A 14,530-nucleotide genomic window follows, 5' to 3' on the forward strand; every position below is an offset into this window, starting at 1 on the left:
ATATCGATTTTATGTGGGTTTAATCTAGGATTTAAAACTATACGTTCTATTCATATAAAACAAAAAAGATTGACAACGATAAAACTTAGTGGTAAAATAAGATTATAAATAAACGGAGGTATATAAAATGAACTTATTAGATTTACAAAAAAAATCATCAAGTACAAAACCATTATGGGCTAGTTTGATTAGTATTTCATGTAGTAGTAAATCATCAATAGCATTATAATAAAATCCGCTGTCATTTAAGGTAGCGGATTTTAACTAATACCAGATAAGTTCAGTTTGAAAATGACTATGCATAAAACAAGCAATAAACATTTAAATAAAATAATGCAGGAAAATGAGAATTTTTTTCTTTTTTTATTTTCAGAAGTTCCATATAGTGGGTGGAAGATCCATATTTCTTGTACATTTAGAAACTATAATTTAATTTTTAATATAGTAAGTGAGTATTGTTATGAGAAGAGATTATCGTTTAAAGTAATTAAAAATATTGATTTATATTTTAAAAATGGAGATAGATCTAGTTATGGTAAATTTATAACTATATATATAAAAACAGAAGAATCATTTGTTAATCATATGGAAGAATTTTATAAAGATGTATTAAATACATTTAAAGAAGATAATTTTTATGATGCAAATCAAGAAAACCATGAAAAATCTTTTTTAGGAGGAAAAGAAGAAATATTATGTATTTTGAATATGGTAGATAAAAAATTAGCTATACAAAAAATATTTCCTTTCATATTATAAAAATGAATTATATTATAAAAAATCAAATAAATTATTTTAATGAGGCTCTTTTATTAGCAATGCATGTTTGTAATGTAGAAAAGGATAAAGACTTTGATATTTCTATTAAAGGGCGTAATATTGAAGGTTTCGGAGACAGTATAGGAAATCAATACCAAGATTTAATATATTTCTTAAAAACTATTAGACATGAAGCTAGAGGATACTTTGAAAAAAGAAGTGAGTTAGGTATATATTTTAGGAATTTTAGAGAAAGTAATTCTCCAGAAATTTTATATTTTTTAACATATTCTAAATTAGAACAAAGTATAGAAGATTATAAAAAAGAAGAGCTATTTACAAAGATTAAAGTTGAGTTTGTAAAAAATATGCTATCTATGGGTTATGATTTAACTGAAGAACTTAGTTTTGAAGAAATTGATAAATTAGTTGTTTTTACAGAAAGACAGAGGTACGCAATATATAAATTGCTACATGATATAAACGGAACTTTTGACTTATTATATAATCTTGTATTGTTTTTTGAAAAAATAATTAGAAAAAATACTAAAGGTCTAAAAAAAATATTAACAAATACCTATAAAAAACTTGAAGACACTGACTTATTTAGGTTGGATACAGAAAAAATTCTTGAGCCTATTATAAAAAGTAACAAAATAGTAAATATTGAAGTAACTTGTTTAATTCAATTTTCAGAAGTTTTTGGATTCTCTATGTTTGAAGAAGATAAAACAAAAGATATCACAGGTTATCTTTTCCTAGGGTTAGTTCCTTTTGAATTACATGGAATTACAAATACTAGTGAGGATAATAAAAATGAAATGTTTAATAAATTTACCTTACTTTCTGATACGACGAGGTTTAACATTATTGTTCTTTTATCAAAAGGTGCTATGTTTGGTAGGGAAATTTCAGAACATTTGAATATCTCAACAGGAACGATTAGTCATCACTTATCTAATTTATTACAAGAACAAATTATTACTTCAGAAGTAAAAGGAAAGAGAATTTATTATAGACTTAATACTCCTGAATTGAAACGTATGAGTCAATTTTTGAAACAGTTAGGAGAGAAATGTTATGAGAAATAAATTATTTCTAGTTATTATAAAAGAAAATTTTAAAGAAACATTTTTTGCAATATTCTTTAATATATTATTTGGATTAGCTGTTATTATTTCTTCTTATTCACTAACGATTATGTTTGATTCTTATAGTTTGGGGCAGAAAGAATTTTATAATTCAATAGTGTTGGTATCTACTCTCTTTGTTATAACTGTACTACTATCATTAGTATCAGCTTATTTTAAAGCAAGGTATATAAAGAAAAATAACGAATCATTGAAATTAAAGATGACTAAAAATGTGATTGATAAATCTCATGATTTGATTACAACTCGTGATACAGGAAAATCAATGTCTTGGTTTATCAATGATGCTGGGCAAATAGAATCACAAGCATTTGCAAATTTAATAAACTTTGTGTACACAATTACTATTGTTGTGAGTGCTCTCGTATCTATGTTCATTTTACACTGGCTTATTGCAGTAGTTTCAATATTACTTTTAGGAGTATCGTTATTACTACCAACCTTAACTCAAGCCTACATAATGAGATCACAAGAACGATATACTAAAGCTAATGAAAAATATACAGAATCAATAAGGGATAATTTAGAGGGACTTAGCGTATTTTTTATAGGAAATGCAATTTCAAAATTCTATTCAAATATGAAAGGTGTTATATTAGCCAAAGAAAAAGAATATTTTAAATTTGAAATAGCACAGGCTAAAGTGAATAGTGTTATGTTATTTGTATCATTGCTTTCTCAAATAGGATTAATTGTCTTTGTTTTATATATGGCAAGTTTAGGTATGACAACAGCAGGAAGTGTTCTAAGTGTTGCATCACTTGCAGGAAATCTTTTTAATGGAGTGCAAGGACTACTAGGTTCAATTACTACATTCAAAACAGCACATGTATTATTAAATAAATTCCAAGAAAATATTAAAAATGATAATAAATTATCGTTTGAAGGAAATGTAGAAAAATTAAACTTAAGCAATGTAAGTTTTAAATATGATGAAAATATTATATTTAATAATTTTTCTATAGAATTTTATAAAAATAAAAAGTATGCTATTGTAGGAGAATCAGGAAGTGGTAAATCAACTTTACTAAAACTTTTACTTGGATTGAATAAACCGCAATCAGGACAAATTAATATTAATGATATAGATTTGCAGAATATTGATTTGAAAACATATTATGGGAAAGTCGCATATATTGACCAATTTGTGTATTTAACAAATGGTACAGTTAAAGAAAATATTACTTTAGGTTTAGAAGTCTCAGAAAAAAGCTTGGAAAAAGTTATTAAACTAGCACATCTAGGTTCATTTATAGCTAAACAAAATTTAGGACTTGACACTCTTATAAATTCCAATGGACAAGAAATTTCTGGAGGAGAGAAACAAAGAATTGCTTTAGCACGTGCCTTGATAAGAAATGTTGATTTTATATTTGTAGATGAAACAACATCACAACTAGATAAAGAAACAAGAAATATAATTGAAAATGCAATATTGAACTTAAAGGATACAGGATTGATTTATATCAGCCATAATACTGACAGTCAAATACTTACTAAGTTTGATGAAGTTATAGATAGTTCTACGTTTAAAGGCTCTATGTCAAATTCTGGGGGTGGAATAAATTAATGATAATCTTATGCAGCAGAATTCTGCTGCATAAGATTGTTTTTAATGTTATTTTTCTTATCATAATTCGCCAATAATCTAAAAAACAACTAAAATGAATAATCTAAAATTATAAAATCTACGGTAACCATAATAAACCATTTTAAGAACCTTAACCTTATTATTAATACCTTCTAAAGAACCATTAGAAATATCATATCTAACACTATTAAGCATATACTCTTTATACTTTCTCATAGTATTAATATCTATCTATTTTTTATAAAAGTAGTACTAGTAATTATTCCTTTCTCTTTTGTTGGATATTTTCCAGTAGTAAATCTAATAAATTACACAAATGTTTTTAATTTAGAAACCTTGCTAACATATTTTTTAACGATTACTAATAATTTAACGATTTACTTTTTGAATTTTTATTACTATAAATTAATGATCATCAATCTTACATAACAGTTACAAGAACCCTTTATATAACTCTTTTCACACACTAATTTGTATTACCAACTACACGCCGATTTCTGTAACTACAACTTTTATCATACAATTTTCTCCTTGCGTGGTGCATTTAGTTTTTTCGTGGTACATACATTTTAACGGTTATGCAACCTATCCAGTCATAAACATTATTATATCAAAAAAGATTACCCTTTGCTACAAATAGTATATTAACTAATTTATAACTTTGGATAATCTTCTTTTAACTCTTATAAGATAACCTATCTAATTGAAAACCATGCCGATATCAACAATACTAAAGATGCAATTATAAATATATAGCCAACAATTTTTGATTTTTTTATAATTTTTTTTCTTCTTCAGGATTGTTTTTTATTTCTTCTGCTAATTCTTCAGTAATCCCTGCTAATATATTATAACTTTTTTTGACAAACAATAAATAAGATGTAAGCAAAAACAATAAAGCAATAAGAATTAGATTGATACTTAATACTAAATTTTCATATTTTGTATTATCATATATGTATATAAGTACAAATTGTGGGATTGTGATTATTAATACAATTATCGCATATATTTTTCTTTTCATATTTAATTTAATCCTTTCTATTAAAATAGAAAAACAATATCTAAACACGATTTATTAGATGTAAATACGCTAATAATAGCATAAATAGACCAATAAAAATAGCTATATAACCTGCAGTTTTCGCTAATTCTATTACTTTCTTTTCTTCTTCAGGATTGTTTTTTATTCTAGATGCCTTTTCTTCTGTCATACCTGCTAATAAATTATAACTTTTTTTAACAATTAGTAAATATGCTGTATATAAAAAATATATACCCAGAGTTCCTTCAGACATACCAACTACTAAATTTTCATATTTAGTATTATCATATATATGTGCTAATACACATAATATAAAAGTAATAACTAACCCCATAATTATATACGTTTTTCTTTTCATAGTATAATTTAATCCTTTCTATAAAATAGAAAGTTAATATCTAAACACGATTAATTAACTGTAAATACGCTAACAATAACATCAATAAACCAATAAGCATAGCTTTATTTACTATCATCTATATATTCATTTTTTAAAATAGAATATTGCTTAACTGAAATAAATTCTCCTTTTACAAGCCTACATTCTCTCATAGTACCTTCGTATTTCATTCCTAATTTTTCCAGTACTCTACCAGATGATGTGTTTTCAACGTGATAAATAGCCTCTATACGATTTAATCCTAATTTATGAAATCCATAATTTAAGAGTGCTTTCCCAGCTTCTACTACATATCCATTTCCCCACCAATTACTTCCTATTATATATCCTATTTCCGCAACTCTATGTCTTTCAGATAATCCTACAAAAGTTATAGTACCTATTAGTATATTTTCTTCTTTAATCACTATTCCCCAATTATATATTTTTTCAGTTTTATACTGCTCTTCTAACATTTTTAAATATTCAATAGTAACACTTATTTCAGTATGTCTATCCCAAGGCATATACATCGTTGCTAGTTCATCTGATGCCCAATTATTAAACATTTCTACTGCATCATCTACTTTTAATGGTCTTAGAATTAATCTATCTGTCTCGATTAATATTGTATCTAATTTATTCATAATCAACAACACCTTTCTTGAATATAATTATTTAATATAGGATTAAGTATATCAAAAAATTTTACTTTATTCTATTATTAGTTTAATAAATTTATACAAACAAAATTTTTCTATATAAATAAGAAACACAAGAAAAAAGTTTATAAATTAATAATTATAAATATTTCGAAAGTAATAAAAGGTATATTTATATTAGTCCCCTACTCTTAACCTCAACCAAATATAATCATCTTCGATATTATCCGAAATAGAAAAACCTAATTTCTGCCAAAAATTTATAGCTCGCTCGTTATATTGATATACTGGCAGAGAAATCATCTTAGCATCAAATTCTGTTATCAAGTAATTAATAACTAACTTAGCCGCTTGTCTTCCGTATCCTTTATTTTGGAAAGAGTCATCAATCAAAAAATTTATTATTTGATAATGATTTTCTCCTATATAAAGAGAAACAAAACCAATAACTTTATTTTGTAAATTAATTGCAAACAAACGGTAATTTTGATGGTCAAGCCAAGCCTCTGCAAAAGAGTAGCCAACATCATCAACATAATTTTTGTCTATAACAGAAACTTTTAGCGAAAAACAATCTTCTAAATTATTACTATTTATATTTTTTAATTCAATCATATATAACTCCTTAACAATATAGTAATTTTCATATTATCTACAAAAATTATATCATACAATGCACTAATTATTATTAATATGTTTTCACTAATTTATATTTATTAATAATATTTTTTAAATACTTTCCAGAAAAATTTTCTTCTGTTATATTATCACTCTCTAAAATATTTAAGACTTTTCTTAGACTGCAATACCCAGTTTTTGCAACTACTATATGATCTAAAACCTCTATACCTAACAAATTTCCTACGTTTAATAATTTATATGTAGTAGTTACATCTTCTGATGACGGCGTTGCATCGCCAGACGGATGATTATGAACACATATAATACTAGCAGCACTGTTTTTTATTGAATTTTTGAACACTTCCCTAGGATGAACCAATGACATATCCAAACTTCCTCTAAATACTTCTCTTTCCTCTATTATTCTACCTTTCACATCTAAATCTATAACCAAAAATACTTCTTGCTTTAATTCTTGTAATTTATAACGCAAATAGTTAGCTACTATTTCCGGACTATTGCAAGTAATTTTATTAGTAATATCTTCTGTAAAAATACGCCTTACAAACTCTATACTTGCCAAAATATCTATTGCCTTTACATGACCTATACCTTTATGCTTAACTAATTCATTATAAGTAACATTTCTTAAATTGTTAATACCACCAATATCTTCCAAAATATTATCTGCCAATTCTATTACATTAATATTCTTTGTACCTGTTCTTAACATAATAGCTAATAATTCTTTATTACTTAAATTAGCTGCTCCGTATTTTTTCAATTTTTCTCTAGGTCTATCTTCATATTTAAAACTCTTAATATTTCTACCTATTACCATAAACTTATCTCCTTTTGCAAAAGTACTGTAATATACGCCAAACAAATATAAGGTGCTAATGCTACTTTATATCCTTTGCTTTCCTTTTTTACTATGATTAAATAAAGAGCTACAAAGCCTGCATATACAAACGTATAAGCAAATAAATATACCCCTTCAATTAATGACAATGATAGTGATAAACTAGAAAATAACTTTATATCTCCGTAGCCTATTCCTTCTCTAGTTAATAAATAAATTATGTTAAAAAATAATGTTAATATAAAAAATATAATAATTTGTTGAATATTGAAATTGCAGAAAAAATTGATTACTAAGATTAGTAATAAAATAAGTTGTAATTTGACATTTATTTCATAAGTATTAATATCTTCTATTGCGATAAAAATTAAAATTAATACTATCCAATAATCTATATAATTTATTAAAAAAACGTGATTGTATGTAAAAATATAAACGAGAGCAACTATAACAGATGATAATTCGTATAAAAAAATGGTAATCGGTATTTTATTACTACAATACCTACATTTCCCTCGTAAAAACAGATAACTAAAAAATGGAATTAAATCAAAAAATGATAGATTAGTATGACAATTAGTACATCTACTTCTCCTAACAAAAAAATCTTTATTAATTTTACTGTCAACGATACATTTAACAAAACTTGCCATTAATACAAAAAGTATCGCATTAAAATAAATCATAATACTCCCCGCCCTTACTAATTACTAAGCTAATTATATTGTAGTATATACAAAATATATTAGTCAAATAAAAAAAGAATTAAAATAAAAAATATTTTAATCTACTACTCATACTTTTTTAAAAATAAAAAACACGAAAAATGATTTTTAAGTCATTTTTCGTGTTCTAATTAAGATGCACATAATCAAAATTTTAGTTAATTCAATACAACATACTTTTTAATAGGTTTTATAATAATAAATATTAAAATTTAATTAGAGATTGTACAAATTATTTAAACTAGTAAAATTATTTTAATTTTTTAATTAACACTTTCAAATTATTCCTTGAAGTAAATTCTTCTATCAAATCAAAACCAAATTTTTTATAAAATTTTATTAACTTTTCGTTATCAATACATTCTAACCAAACGTACCTGGCACTAACCAACTTCTTAACTTTCAATAAGGTATTATATGCTAACGTTAATATATCTTGACCAGATATATCAAACTCTAAAGCAGCTTTGGAAAAATTTCTGCCCAATTGCCCTATTAAGTAACTATTTATAATATAGCTCCCATTTTCTCTTTTATCACCCTTTTTACATAATTGTTTCTTTTTACTATTACTTAGCCTATTATATTGTTCACTATTAATATATAGTTGTTTATTAGCTAATGAAAAATATCCAATTAACACTAATTCTTTAAAAACAAGATGGGTTGTTGCAATAGCAGCTTTTTCAAAATCAATCGCTTTATAATGCAAAAAGTATTCCACATCGTTAACTTTTTTTCCGTTATCAATAGGAATACTTTTAAATGTTTGTAATAACTCTCTTACTTCGTCTTCTTCGTATGCATCCAAAAAACTTTGTAAACCTATGATTTTTAACGACATTTAATTCCTTTCATAATTGACCTTATAACACTCTTATCTTCTGTAATATCAGCCTTAATGTTTGTTGTATTAGCTTCTTTGTCGTTATTCAAGGCTTTTAACAAATTATCTACATCTTTTTTATTGAACTTTAAATCTGTAGTAAATGATTTTGTAGCCATAATAAAACCTCCAAATAAATTTTTAATAAATATCCTACCTTTATTACATAGTACTATACATTAAGAACAAAAGCAAATAATTTGATAATAAAATAAATAAAGCTGTATGAACAAAAAAAACGAGAAATGATTTTCAAATCACTTCTCGTATTATAATTAATTATTTTACTTAATAACAAATATTATTTATGTTAATTTATAAAGTTTTTATACTTCGTTCTTTAGCTTGAATTATTAATTTTAATCCTACAAAAAAGTAAATTATACAACTAATAAACAAAATTCCAAGAGTAAATATTAATATTGCCACAGAATAAACTAACAGTACAAAACCAAACAAATATAAATTTGTAGATTTTAGCTGCAAGAATATTACTATTATTAACAATAAAACAAAAACAGCTATATACAAATATGATAATTTCCCCATAACTTCAAATATGTAATTCATATCTTTAGTTGAGACATTGGCACTATCCATAGTTAATTTAGTCTGCTCTCGAATTTGATCAACTAATCTAACTCTTAAATAATCAGTACTAGCATACTCTCGAAAACTTCTTATCCAAATTATAGAAAAAATAATATAAAGAAAGTATATTGAGTTAGCTACGAATAATAAAAATTTTTCTAGTTTTGTTAAATTCATAATTATATATTCTCTTCTTTACAATTTTTACACGTACCGTATATAGCAATAGTATCATCTTGAATTTCAAAATTATACTCACTATTTACATATTGTATTAATTTATTAAAAATAACATTAGAAATTGTAGTAATATTATGACACTTAGTACAAATTAAATGATGATGCGTCCCATTATCTAACTTTTGGCGAAGATGATATTTTGATATACCATTCCCAAATGTAATCTTCTCCAAAATCTTTAAGTCATAAAATATATCCAACGTTCTATATACAGTAGCTAGCCCTATTTCGGGATTAATATTTTTTAAAATAAAATATAATTCCTCTGCACTTAGATGCTCATCTTTGTTGTCTACCAATATCTTTACTATTGTTTCTCTTTGTGGAGTAAGTTTATATGCAGATTGTTGAATAGTAGATATTATATTATCATAAATAGACATAATCGCTATCCCTTTCTCCTTAACCATTCTAAAGCTATTATAGTTTTACTATCAGTTATTATATTCTTGTCTAACATAGCATATACTTCATCTAAAGAATATCTCTTTACATTCAAAAATTCATCATCGTCAAGATCCAACTCTCCAAGACTAGAACTATCAACATTATCAACAAAATATATTGATATTAGCTCCGAACTATAACCTATTGCGACGTGCGTATCATATATTTTAGAAAAACTTTCTTTTGCAACAGAATATCCTGTTTCTTCTTTTAATTCTCTGACTGCACATTCTAAAGGATTCTCTCCTAAATCTAGCTTTCCTGCTGGAATTTCCAAAGTAGTTTGTTCAGCTGCTTTTCTGTACTGCTCTACTAACAAAACTTCCTTTTCAGATGTAACTGCAAGAACAGCAACAGCCCCGTTATGTTTCAAAATTTCTCTCTTAGACATTGTACCATCAGGAAGTTCTACATCGTGAACTTCTACATTCAAAATTTTACCTTTAAAAACAGTTTCTTTTTTTATAGTTTTTTCTTCTAAACTCATATAATACCTCTCAACTATATACTATATTCATCTAAATCACTAACTACCATAACATTACTTGGCAAATTATTTTTTATTCTATCAACAGTAACCTTATCGTATCGTGAACTAATATGCGTTAAATATATTTTATCAAAATTTTTTAATTTTACAAAATTATACACATCTAATATATTTATATGCTTATATTTTCGTGCCAAGTCATATTCGTTCTCTTCTAAATATGTACACTCTGTTATTAATATATTAGCATCCCAAATAAAATCCAATAAATCATCAAAATAACAAGTATCAGGTATTATTACAATACATTTAGAAGCCTTATCTTCGCCCAAAAATTCCTTAGACCTATACTCTACATTATTATAAACAAAAATTTCTTGCTCTTTAATACTTCGATAAAAAGGTCCAGGCTCTATCCCTATTTCTCTTAACTTATCTACCAAGAGAGTTCCTTTTTTATTTTTGAAAATTATCTTAAAACCGTAACACTTTATCGTATGTTCCAAAGAAAGAACATCTACCTTAACATCACTATTTTCAAAAATTGTCTCATTATCGTCATATTCAACATAATAAATAGGATAATTCAAACTAGAGTTAGTCATCTTAATATTAAATTCAACAAATTCTTGGATACCCTTTGGTCCATATATAGTAAGAGGTAACTCTTCCTTATTCAAAAGAAAACTTCGTGATGATAAGAAACCTATCAAGCCCAAAATATGATCACCGTGAAAATGACTAATAAATATTCTACTTATTTTCGCTGGTTTTATATTTGTACTCATAATTTTGTGCTGACTTGCTTCCCCACAATCAAACATCCAACACTCTTTTAATTCTTGCATAAAATTAAAAACTATACTTTGCGTATTTCTATATTTTGATGGTAGCCCTGCACCCGTTCCTAAGAAATGTACTCTCATTAACTATACCTATTATACTTTTAATACAATTACTTGTGCATCTTGAAGACAAGTAATAACATGCATATTATTCTTCTCTATCTCTAACATTTCAAAAGAATTCAACATTTCAACAGTATCTTCAGTAGCAACAGTAATTTTTCCTGAAATATTAAATATTATAATATCTCTATCGTTGCTATAATTATCAGTTTGATTACCACTCTTTAAATTCATATGGACTACCTGATAATTATCATTTTCTGCAACTATACCACCTAACAAAATATCTTTATCCAATGTTGTCTTTTTCATAATTAGTGCCCCTTTCTTATATACAATCCGTCTTGTTCAATCGTTATTTTTTTATTTTTAAACAAACGTCCTACTGCTTTCTTAAAGCTACCCTTACTCATACCAAACACCGCTTTTATCTCTTCTGGCGATGACTTATCTGTAAAATCACAATAACCATTATTGTTATTAATATAATCAAGTATAGTCTGACTATCATCATCTATTCTCTCGTGTGCCCTAGGCAAGAAAGAACCATTTAACTCACCATTATCTTTAACACCTATTATACGAACAGTTACCAACTCACCTAATCTAGGCTCTTTGATTCTCTCTGATTCGTGTACAAAAATCTTATATCCATCTTTTGTAAGCAAGAACGTTCCAACTTTCATAAGTCTATAAGGATAAGCTTCTACCTCTTTGTTAAACAAGTCTTTACTAGCTTCCGTATACATGCTTTGGACAATAGTTTCACTAGCCAACCTTGCATAAAGTTGCCCCTCATAATCTCTTCGTAAAGTTATAAAAAGTTCGTCCCCTTCTTTTGGCCACACACTTCGTAACTTCGGTAAATCCTCTGCAACTAACAAAATTTCTCTAGAAAATCCTATATCAAGGCCTACCCCATCATTACTAACCTTGACAACCTTACTAAATCCATAATCTCCGTACAAAACATCAGGAATATTAGGAGTTGCAAACAACTTGCCACTTCTAGACGGATATACAAACATAGAATACTCTTCGCCTGTTTGATAATCATCTATATTACTAACATCCGACTCATTACAATTAACTTCAAGACCATCCTCCGTCTCAAAAACTAATGATGAACTACGCTTTTCTACAAAAGTCAAAAAATGTACTTCTCCCGTTATAAATTTATCTTCTTTTTTCATCTATTCTCTCTTTCTTTCTAAAATAAAAAGGCTGACTTAAAAATATCAACCTCACATATATTCAAAGCATCACAGCTCAAACTAATATACAATTACTTAATTACTCTATTTTTAATCTCTTTTAATTGATTTATCCTAACTTCTTTAGGCAAAAATCTCCTTATTTCATCCTCGTTATACCCTACTTGTAACCTTTTATTATCAACAATAATAGGTCTTCTTAGCATACCTGGGTTATCTTGAATTACCTTGTATAATTCTTGTAATGACATTGTATCAATATCTATATTCAACTTTTGAAATGTTTTCGATCTAAACGATATTATATCTTCTGTACCATATTCTGTTATGGCTAATATATTTTTTATTTCTTCTATCGTTAGTGGTTCCGAGAAAATATTTCTCTCTAAAAATTCTATATTATTTTCCACAAGCCAAGCTCTCGCTTTTCTACAAGAAGTACAACTAGGCGACGTAAATAATGTAACTACCATCGACAATCACACTCCTCTATAAAAATAACTTATATTTTCATACCTACCTATACTACTACATTATACTATACTGTTATTATTTTTGCAATATGATTATAAAATATAGTTTAATAATTTTGTTAAGGTTTAACAGAAATATTGCCAAAACGCTTTAAGAAGTACGTTATTATTATAATGGAGATATAAAAGAAAAAACTTGTTTTTTATTATTTTTAATTAACATTTTATTACAGTCACATTATAACAATTAATATCTAATCTTTATATTTTTCCAAAACTGATTTCGCTATATGTTTTATATCTGGATAAATAAATCCTTCATCAAATCCTAGATATCTTAATTCTTTTAAAATATCTATTTTTTTATCACTTGGTATTGTTATAATTGATATAGTTTTAATACTATCATTAATAGAGTTATTTATATCATATTGTATTTGCTCAGTTCTTTTTCCTTTTGTGGAAATATAACCAGGTATAATAAATGCTCCTTGTTGATTTTTTATTCTCTCATTAATTTTTATAGTTTTAACGATATAGCTTTTTTTAATATCTTCGTAAATAGCATAAGGATATTTAAAAACCTCAGATTTTACCAATGCATCATTTAAAGCTATTAAAAAACTTTCTAATTCCTCACGTAATTTTTCTAACATATAATCTTGATAAATATTTATTCTAAATTCTGCATCATCATATTTCGTTTTTAAATAATTAATATAATAATCCTTTTTAAAGCATTGTTCCATAAACTCAACTATTTCTTCTTTAGCTTCCTTTTCCGTTTTTACTATAGCTACTTGTTCTTGCATGTTCTTTATATCTAATTTTTTAAATGCTTCTGTAAATTTTTCTTCACCATATTCTTCAATGTTTGCTTGAGTAATGGTTTGTTTAAAGTTTTTTTTCAACAATGAAGTTATTACCTCAGATGTATTTGTACGAGATAAACATAATGCTTGCGAAGAATTTTCAGGAATAATCTTTTTCAAATAATCAAAAATATACAAAAATCGTTCAATTTTTTCTCTATCCATAAAATTAAGAGCAGTTATCAGTGATACAGTATGCCCCGAATACCTTTTCTCACAAAACTCATTATTAGGCTCATATACATATACTTTACCATCATGTCCTTCTCCTCCTAAACATGCAAAAAATAGAGATACCAATGGAGTTAAAGTAATATCTAAAATATTTGTTACTGCTCCATAATGCTGTAAATCTGTTAATTTTAAAAAATATTTATCATACTCCCATCCTAACTTTTCAAACAAATCTAAATAATATGATTTAGTTCCATATTTTATTAAGTCTCTATAAATAAACTCTGTTGTATTATCATTTTTTTGAGACCTAAATATTCCAGGAATACGATGTGAAAATTCTTGATTTTCTCCTCTAAAATATATATTTTTATCACTATCATTTTTTAGTTTTATGCACAACTCAACAAATTATGATACTTTTTTTATTGTTTTTTGTT

General features: G+C 25.9%; 20 protein-coding genes. 3 read left to right on the forward strand and 17 right to left on the reverse strand.

Annotated elements, in window-relative coordinates; translation table 11 throughout:
• The first annotated feature begins 291 nt into the window (after window positions 1–291).
• The 3 genes from AC1XWJ_RS06585 to AC1XWJ_RS06595 are packed head-to-tail and all read left to right on the forward strand — an operon-like array spanning window position 292 to window position 3,480.
• Window positions 292–759: a class III lanthionine synthetase LanKC N-terminal domain-containing protein gene (locus AC1XWJ_RS06585; RefSeq protein WP_483335091.1), complete on the forward strand. Its 468-nt coding sequence runs from the start codon at window positions 292–294 to the stop codon at window positions 757–759.
• A 59-nt stretch (window positions 760–818) separates the two neighbouring features.
• Window positions 819–1,850, forward strand: a complete 1,032-nt coding sequence (locus AC1XWJ_RS06590) for an ArsR/SmtB family transcription factor (RefSeq protein WP_483335092.1) — start codon at window positions 819–821, stop codon at window positions 1,848–1,850.
• Complete coding sequence (locus AC1XWJ_RS06595; RefSeq protein ID WP_483335093.1) at window positions 1,840–3,480, forward strand: ATP-binding cassette domain-containing protein; 1,641 nt, start codon at window positions 1,840–1,842, stop codon at window positions 3,478–3,480. Before AC1XWJ_RS06590 ends, AC1XWJ_RS06595 begins: the two co-directional genes overlap by 11 nt.
• 78 nt (window positions 3,481–3,558) lie before the next feature.
• Here the strand turns inward: AC1XWJ_RS06595 and AC1XWJ_RS06600 are convergent, their stop codons facing one another.
• The 17 genes from AC1XWJ_RS06600 to AC1XWJ_RS06680 form a co-directional block, all read right to left on the reverse strand.
• Window positions 3,559–3,717: a transposase gene (locus tag AC1XWJ_RS06600; protein ID WP_483335094.1), complete on the reverse strand. Its 159-nt coding sequence runs from the start codon at window positions 3,715–3,717 to the stop codon at window positions 3,559–3,561.
• 559 nt (window positions 3,718–4,276) lie between these two features.
• On the reverse strand, window positions 4,277–4,525 hold the full coding sequence (locus AC1XWJ_RS06605; RefSeq protein ID WP_483335095.1) for a hypothetical protein: 249 nt from the start codon (window positions 4,523–4,525) through the stop codon (window positions 4,277–4,279).
• Window positions 4,526–4,565: 40 nt separating this feature from the next.
• Window positions 4,566–4,904: a hypothetical protein gene (locus AC1XWJ_RS06610; protein WP_483335096.1), complete on the reverse strand. Its 339-nt coding sequence runs from the start codon at window positions 4,902–4,904 to the stop codon at window positions 4,566–4,568.
• Between the two features lie 104 nt (window positions 4,905–5,008).
• The gene (locus tag AC1XWJ_RS06615; protein ID WP_483335097.1) at window positions 5,009–5,572 is read right to left on the reverse strand and encodes a GNAT family N-acetyltransferase; all 564 of its coding nucleotides are present in this window, start codon (window positions 5,570–5,572) and stop codon (window positions 5,009–5,011) included.
• Window positions 5,573–5,764: 192 nt separating this feature from the next.
• A complete protein-coding gene (locus AC1XWJ_RS06620; RefSeq protein WP_483335098.1) occupies window positions 5,765–6,202 on the reverse strand; it encodes a GNAT family N-acetyltransferase in 438 nt (145 codons plus the stop codon).
• A gap of 73 nt (window positions 6,203–6,275) precedes the next feature.
• On the reverse strand, window positions 6,276–7,049 hold the full coding sequence (radC, locus tag AC1XWJ_RS06625) for a RadC family protein (RefSeq protein WP_483335099.1): 774 nt from the start codon (window positions 7,047–7,049) through the stop codon (window positions 6,276–6,278).
• Window positions 7,043–7,756 carry a prepilin peptidase gene (locus tag AC1XWJ_RS06630; RefSeq protein ID WP_483335100.1) on the reverse strand — a complete coding sequence of 238 codons (714 nt, stop codon included), beginning with the start codon at window positions 7,754–7,756 and terminating at the stop codon, window positions 7,043–7,045. Before AC1XWJ_RS06630 ends, radC begins: the two co-directional genes overlap by 7 nt.
• A gap of 289 nt (window positions 7,757–8,045) precedes the next feature.
• The gene (locus AC1XWJ_RS06635) at window positions 8,046–8,639 is read right to left on the reverse strand and encodes a GNAT family acetyltransferase (protein ID WP_483335101.1); all 594 of its coding nucleotides are present in this window, start codon (window positions 8,637–8,639) and stop codon (window positions 8,046–8,048) included.
• Window positions 8,630–8,800 (reverse strand): hypothetical protein, encoded by a 171-nt coding sequence (locus AC1XWJ_RS06640; protein ID WP_483335102.1) that lies wholly within the window; start codon window positions 8,798–8,800, stop codon window positions 8,630–8,632. The genes AC1XWJ_RS06635 and AC1XWJ_RS06640 overlap by 10 nt, the downstream gene beginning before the upstream one ends.
• 196 nt (window positions 8,801–8,996) lie before the next feature.
• On the reverse strand, window positions 8,997–9,449 hold the full coding sequence (locus AC1XWJ_RS06645; protein ID WP_483335103.1) for a hypothetical protein: 453 nt from the start codon (window positions 9,447–9,449) through the stop codon (window positions 8,997–8,999).
• Between the two features lie 2 nt (window positions 9,450–9,451).
• The gene (locus tag AC1XWJ_RS06650; protein WP_483335104.1) at window positions 9,452–9,895 is read right to left on the reverse strand and encodes a Fur family transcriptional regulator; all 444 of its coding nucleotides are present in this window, start codon (window positions 9,893–9,895) and stop codon (window positions 9,452–9,454) included.
• A 5-nt stretch (window positions 9,896–9,900) separates the two neighbouring features.
• Window positions 9,901–10,446 (reverse strand): NUDIX domain-containing protein, encoded by a 546-nt coding sequence (locus AC1XWJ_RS06655; protein WP_483335105.1) that lies wholly within the window; start codon window positions 10,444–10,446, stop codon window positions 9,901–9,903.
• Between the two features lie 14 nt (window positions 10,447–10,460).
• Window positions 10,461–11,375: a ribonuclease Z gene (rnz, locus tag AC1XWJ_RS06660; RefSeq protein ID WP_483335106.1), complete on the reverse strand. Its 915-nt coding sequence runs from the start codon at window positions 11,373–11,375 to the stop codon at window positions 10,461–10,463.
• A 12-nt stretch (window positions 11,376–11,387) separates the two neighbouring features.
• Complete coding sequence (locus tag AC1XWJ_RS06665; RefSeq protein WP_483335107.1) at window positions 11,388–11,669, reverse strand: hypothetical protein; 282 nt, start codon at window positions 11,667–11,669, stop codon at window positions 11,388–11,390.
• A gap of 2 nt (window positions 11,670–11,671) precedes the next feature.
• Window positions 11,672–12,550 (reverse strand): CvfB family protein, encoded by an 879-nt coding sequence (locus AC1XWJ_RS06670; protein ID WP_483335108.1) that lies wholly within the window; start codon window positions 12,548–12,550, stop codon window positions 11,672–11,674.
• A gap of 92 nt (window positions 12,551–12,642) precedes the next feature.
• Window positions 12,643–13,044: a transcriptional regulator SpxA gene (gene spxA / locus AC1XWJ_RS06675; protein WP_483335109.1), complete on the reverse strand. Its 402-nt coding sequence runs from the start codon at window positions 13,042–13,044 to the stop codon at window positions 12,643–12,645.
• Between the two features lie 254 nt (window positions 13,045–13,298).
• Entirely contained in the window at window positions 13,299–14,492 is a 1,194-nt protein-coding gene (locus AC1XWJ_RS06680) for an FRG domain-containing protein (protein ID WP_483335110.1), read from the reverse strand.
• Between the last annotated feature and the right edge of the window lie 38 nt (window positions 14,493–14,530).

Source organism: Gemelliphila sp. 1F1 (assembly GCF_056897515.1).

Excerpts from the sequence above, each read along its gene's own strand:
- AC1XWJ_RS06585 (WP_483335091.1), top strand. The coding sequence starts at position 292 with ATGACTATGCATAAAACAAGCAATAAACATTTAAATAAAATAATGCAG.
- AC1XWJ_RS06590 (WP_483335092.1), top strand. The coding sequence starts at position 819 with ATGCATGTTTGTAATGTAGAAAAGGATAAAGACTTTGATATTTCTATT.
- AC1XWJ_RS06595 (WP_483335093.1), top strand. The coding sequence starts at position 1,840 with ATGAGAAATAAATTATTTCTAGTTATTATAAAAGAAAATTTTAAAGAA.
- AC1XWJ_RS06600 (WP_483335094.1), bottom strand. The coding sequence starts at position 3,717 with ATGAGAAAGTATAAAGAGTATATGCTTAATAGTGTTAGATATGATATT.
- AC1XWJ_RS06605 (WP_483335095.1), bottom strand. The coding sequence starts at position 4,525 with ATGAAAAGAAAAATATATGCGATAATTGTATTAATAATCACAATCCCA.
- AC1XWJ_RS06610 (WP_483335096.1), bottom strand. The coding sequence starts at position 4,904 with ATGAAAAGAAAAACGTATATAATTATGGGGTTAGTTATTACTTTTATA.
- AC1XWJ_RS06615 (WP_483335097.1), bottom strand. The coding sequence starts at position 5,572 with ATGAATAAATTAGATACAATATTAATCGAGACAGATAGATTAATTCTA.
- AC1XWJ_RS06620 (WP_483335098.1), bottom strand. The coding sequence starts at position 6,202 with ATGATTGAATTAAAAAATATAAATAGTAATAATTTAGAAGATTGTTTT.
- radC (WP_483335099.1), bottom strand. The coding sequence starts at position 7,049 with ATGGTAATAGGTAGAAATATTAAGAGTTTTAAATATGAAGATAGACCT.
- AC1XWJ_RS06630 (WP_483335100.1), bottom strand. The coding sequence starts at position 7,756 with ATGATTTATTTTAATGCGATACTTTTTGTATTAATGGCAAGTTTTGTT.
- AC1XWJ_RS06635 (WP_483335101.1), bottom strand. The coding sequence starts at position 8,639 with ATGTCGTTAAAAATCATAGGTTTACAAAGTTTTTTGGATGCATACGAA.
- AC1XWJ_RS06640 (WP_483335102.1), bottom strand. The coding sequence starts at position 8,800 with ATGGCTACAAAATCATTTACTACAGATTTAAAGTTCAATAAAAAAGAT.
- AC1XWJ_RS06645 (WP_483335103.1), bottom strand. The coding sequence starts at position 9,449 with ATGAATTTAACAAAACTAGAAAAATTTTTATTATTCGTAGCTAACTCA.
- AC1XWJ_RS06650 (WP_483335104.1), bottom strand. The coding sequence starts at position 9,895 with ATGTCTATTTATGATAATATAATATCTACTATTCAACAATCTGCATAT.
- AC1XWJ_RS06655 (WP_483335105.1), bottom strand. The coding sequence starts at position 10,446 with ATGAGTTTAGAAGAAAAAACTATAAAAAAAGAAACTGTTTTTAAAGGT.
- rnz (WP_483335106.1), bottom strand. The coding sequence starts at position 11,375 with ATGAGAGTACATTTCTTAGGAACGGGTGCAGGGCTACCATCAAAATAT.
- AC1XWJ_RS06665 (WP_483335107.1), bottom strand. The coding sequence starts at position 11,669 with ATGAAAAAGACAACATTGGATAAAGATATTTTGTTAGGTGGTATAGTT.
- AC1XWJ_RS06670 (WP_483335108.1), bottom strand. The coding sequence starts at position 12,550 with ATGAAAAAAGAAGATAAATTTATAACGGGAGAAGTACATTTTTTGACT.
- spxA (WP_483335109.1), bottom strand. The coding sequence starts at position 13,044 with ATGGTAGTTACATTATTTACGTCGCCTAGTTGTACTTCTTGTAGAAAA.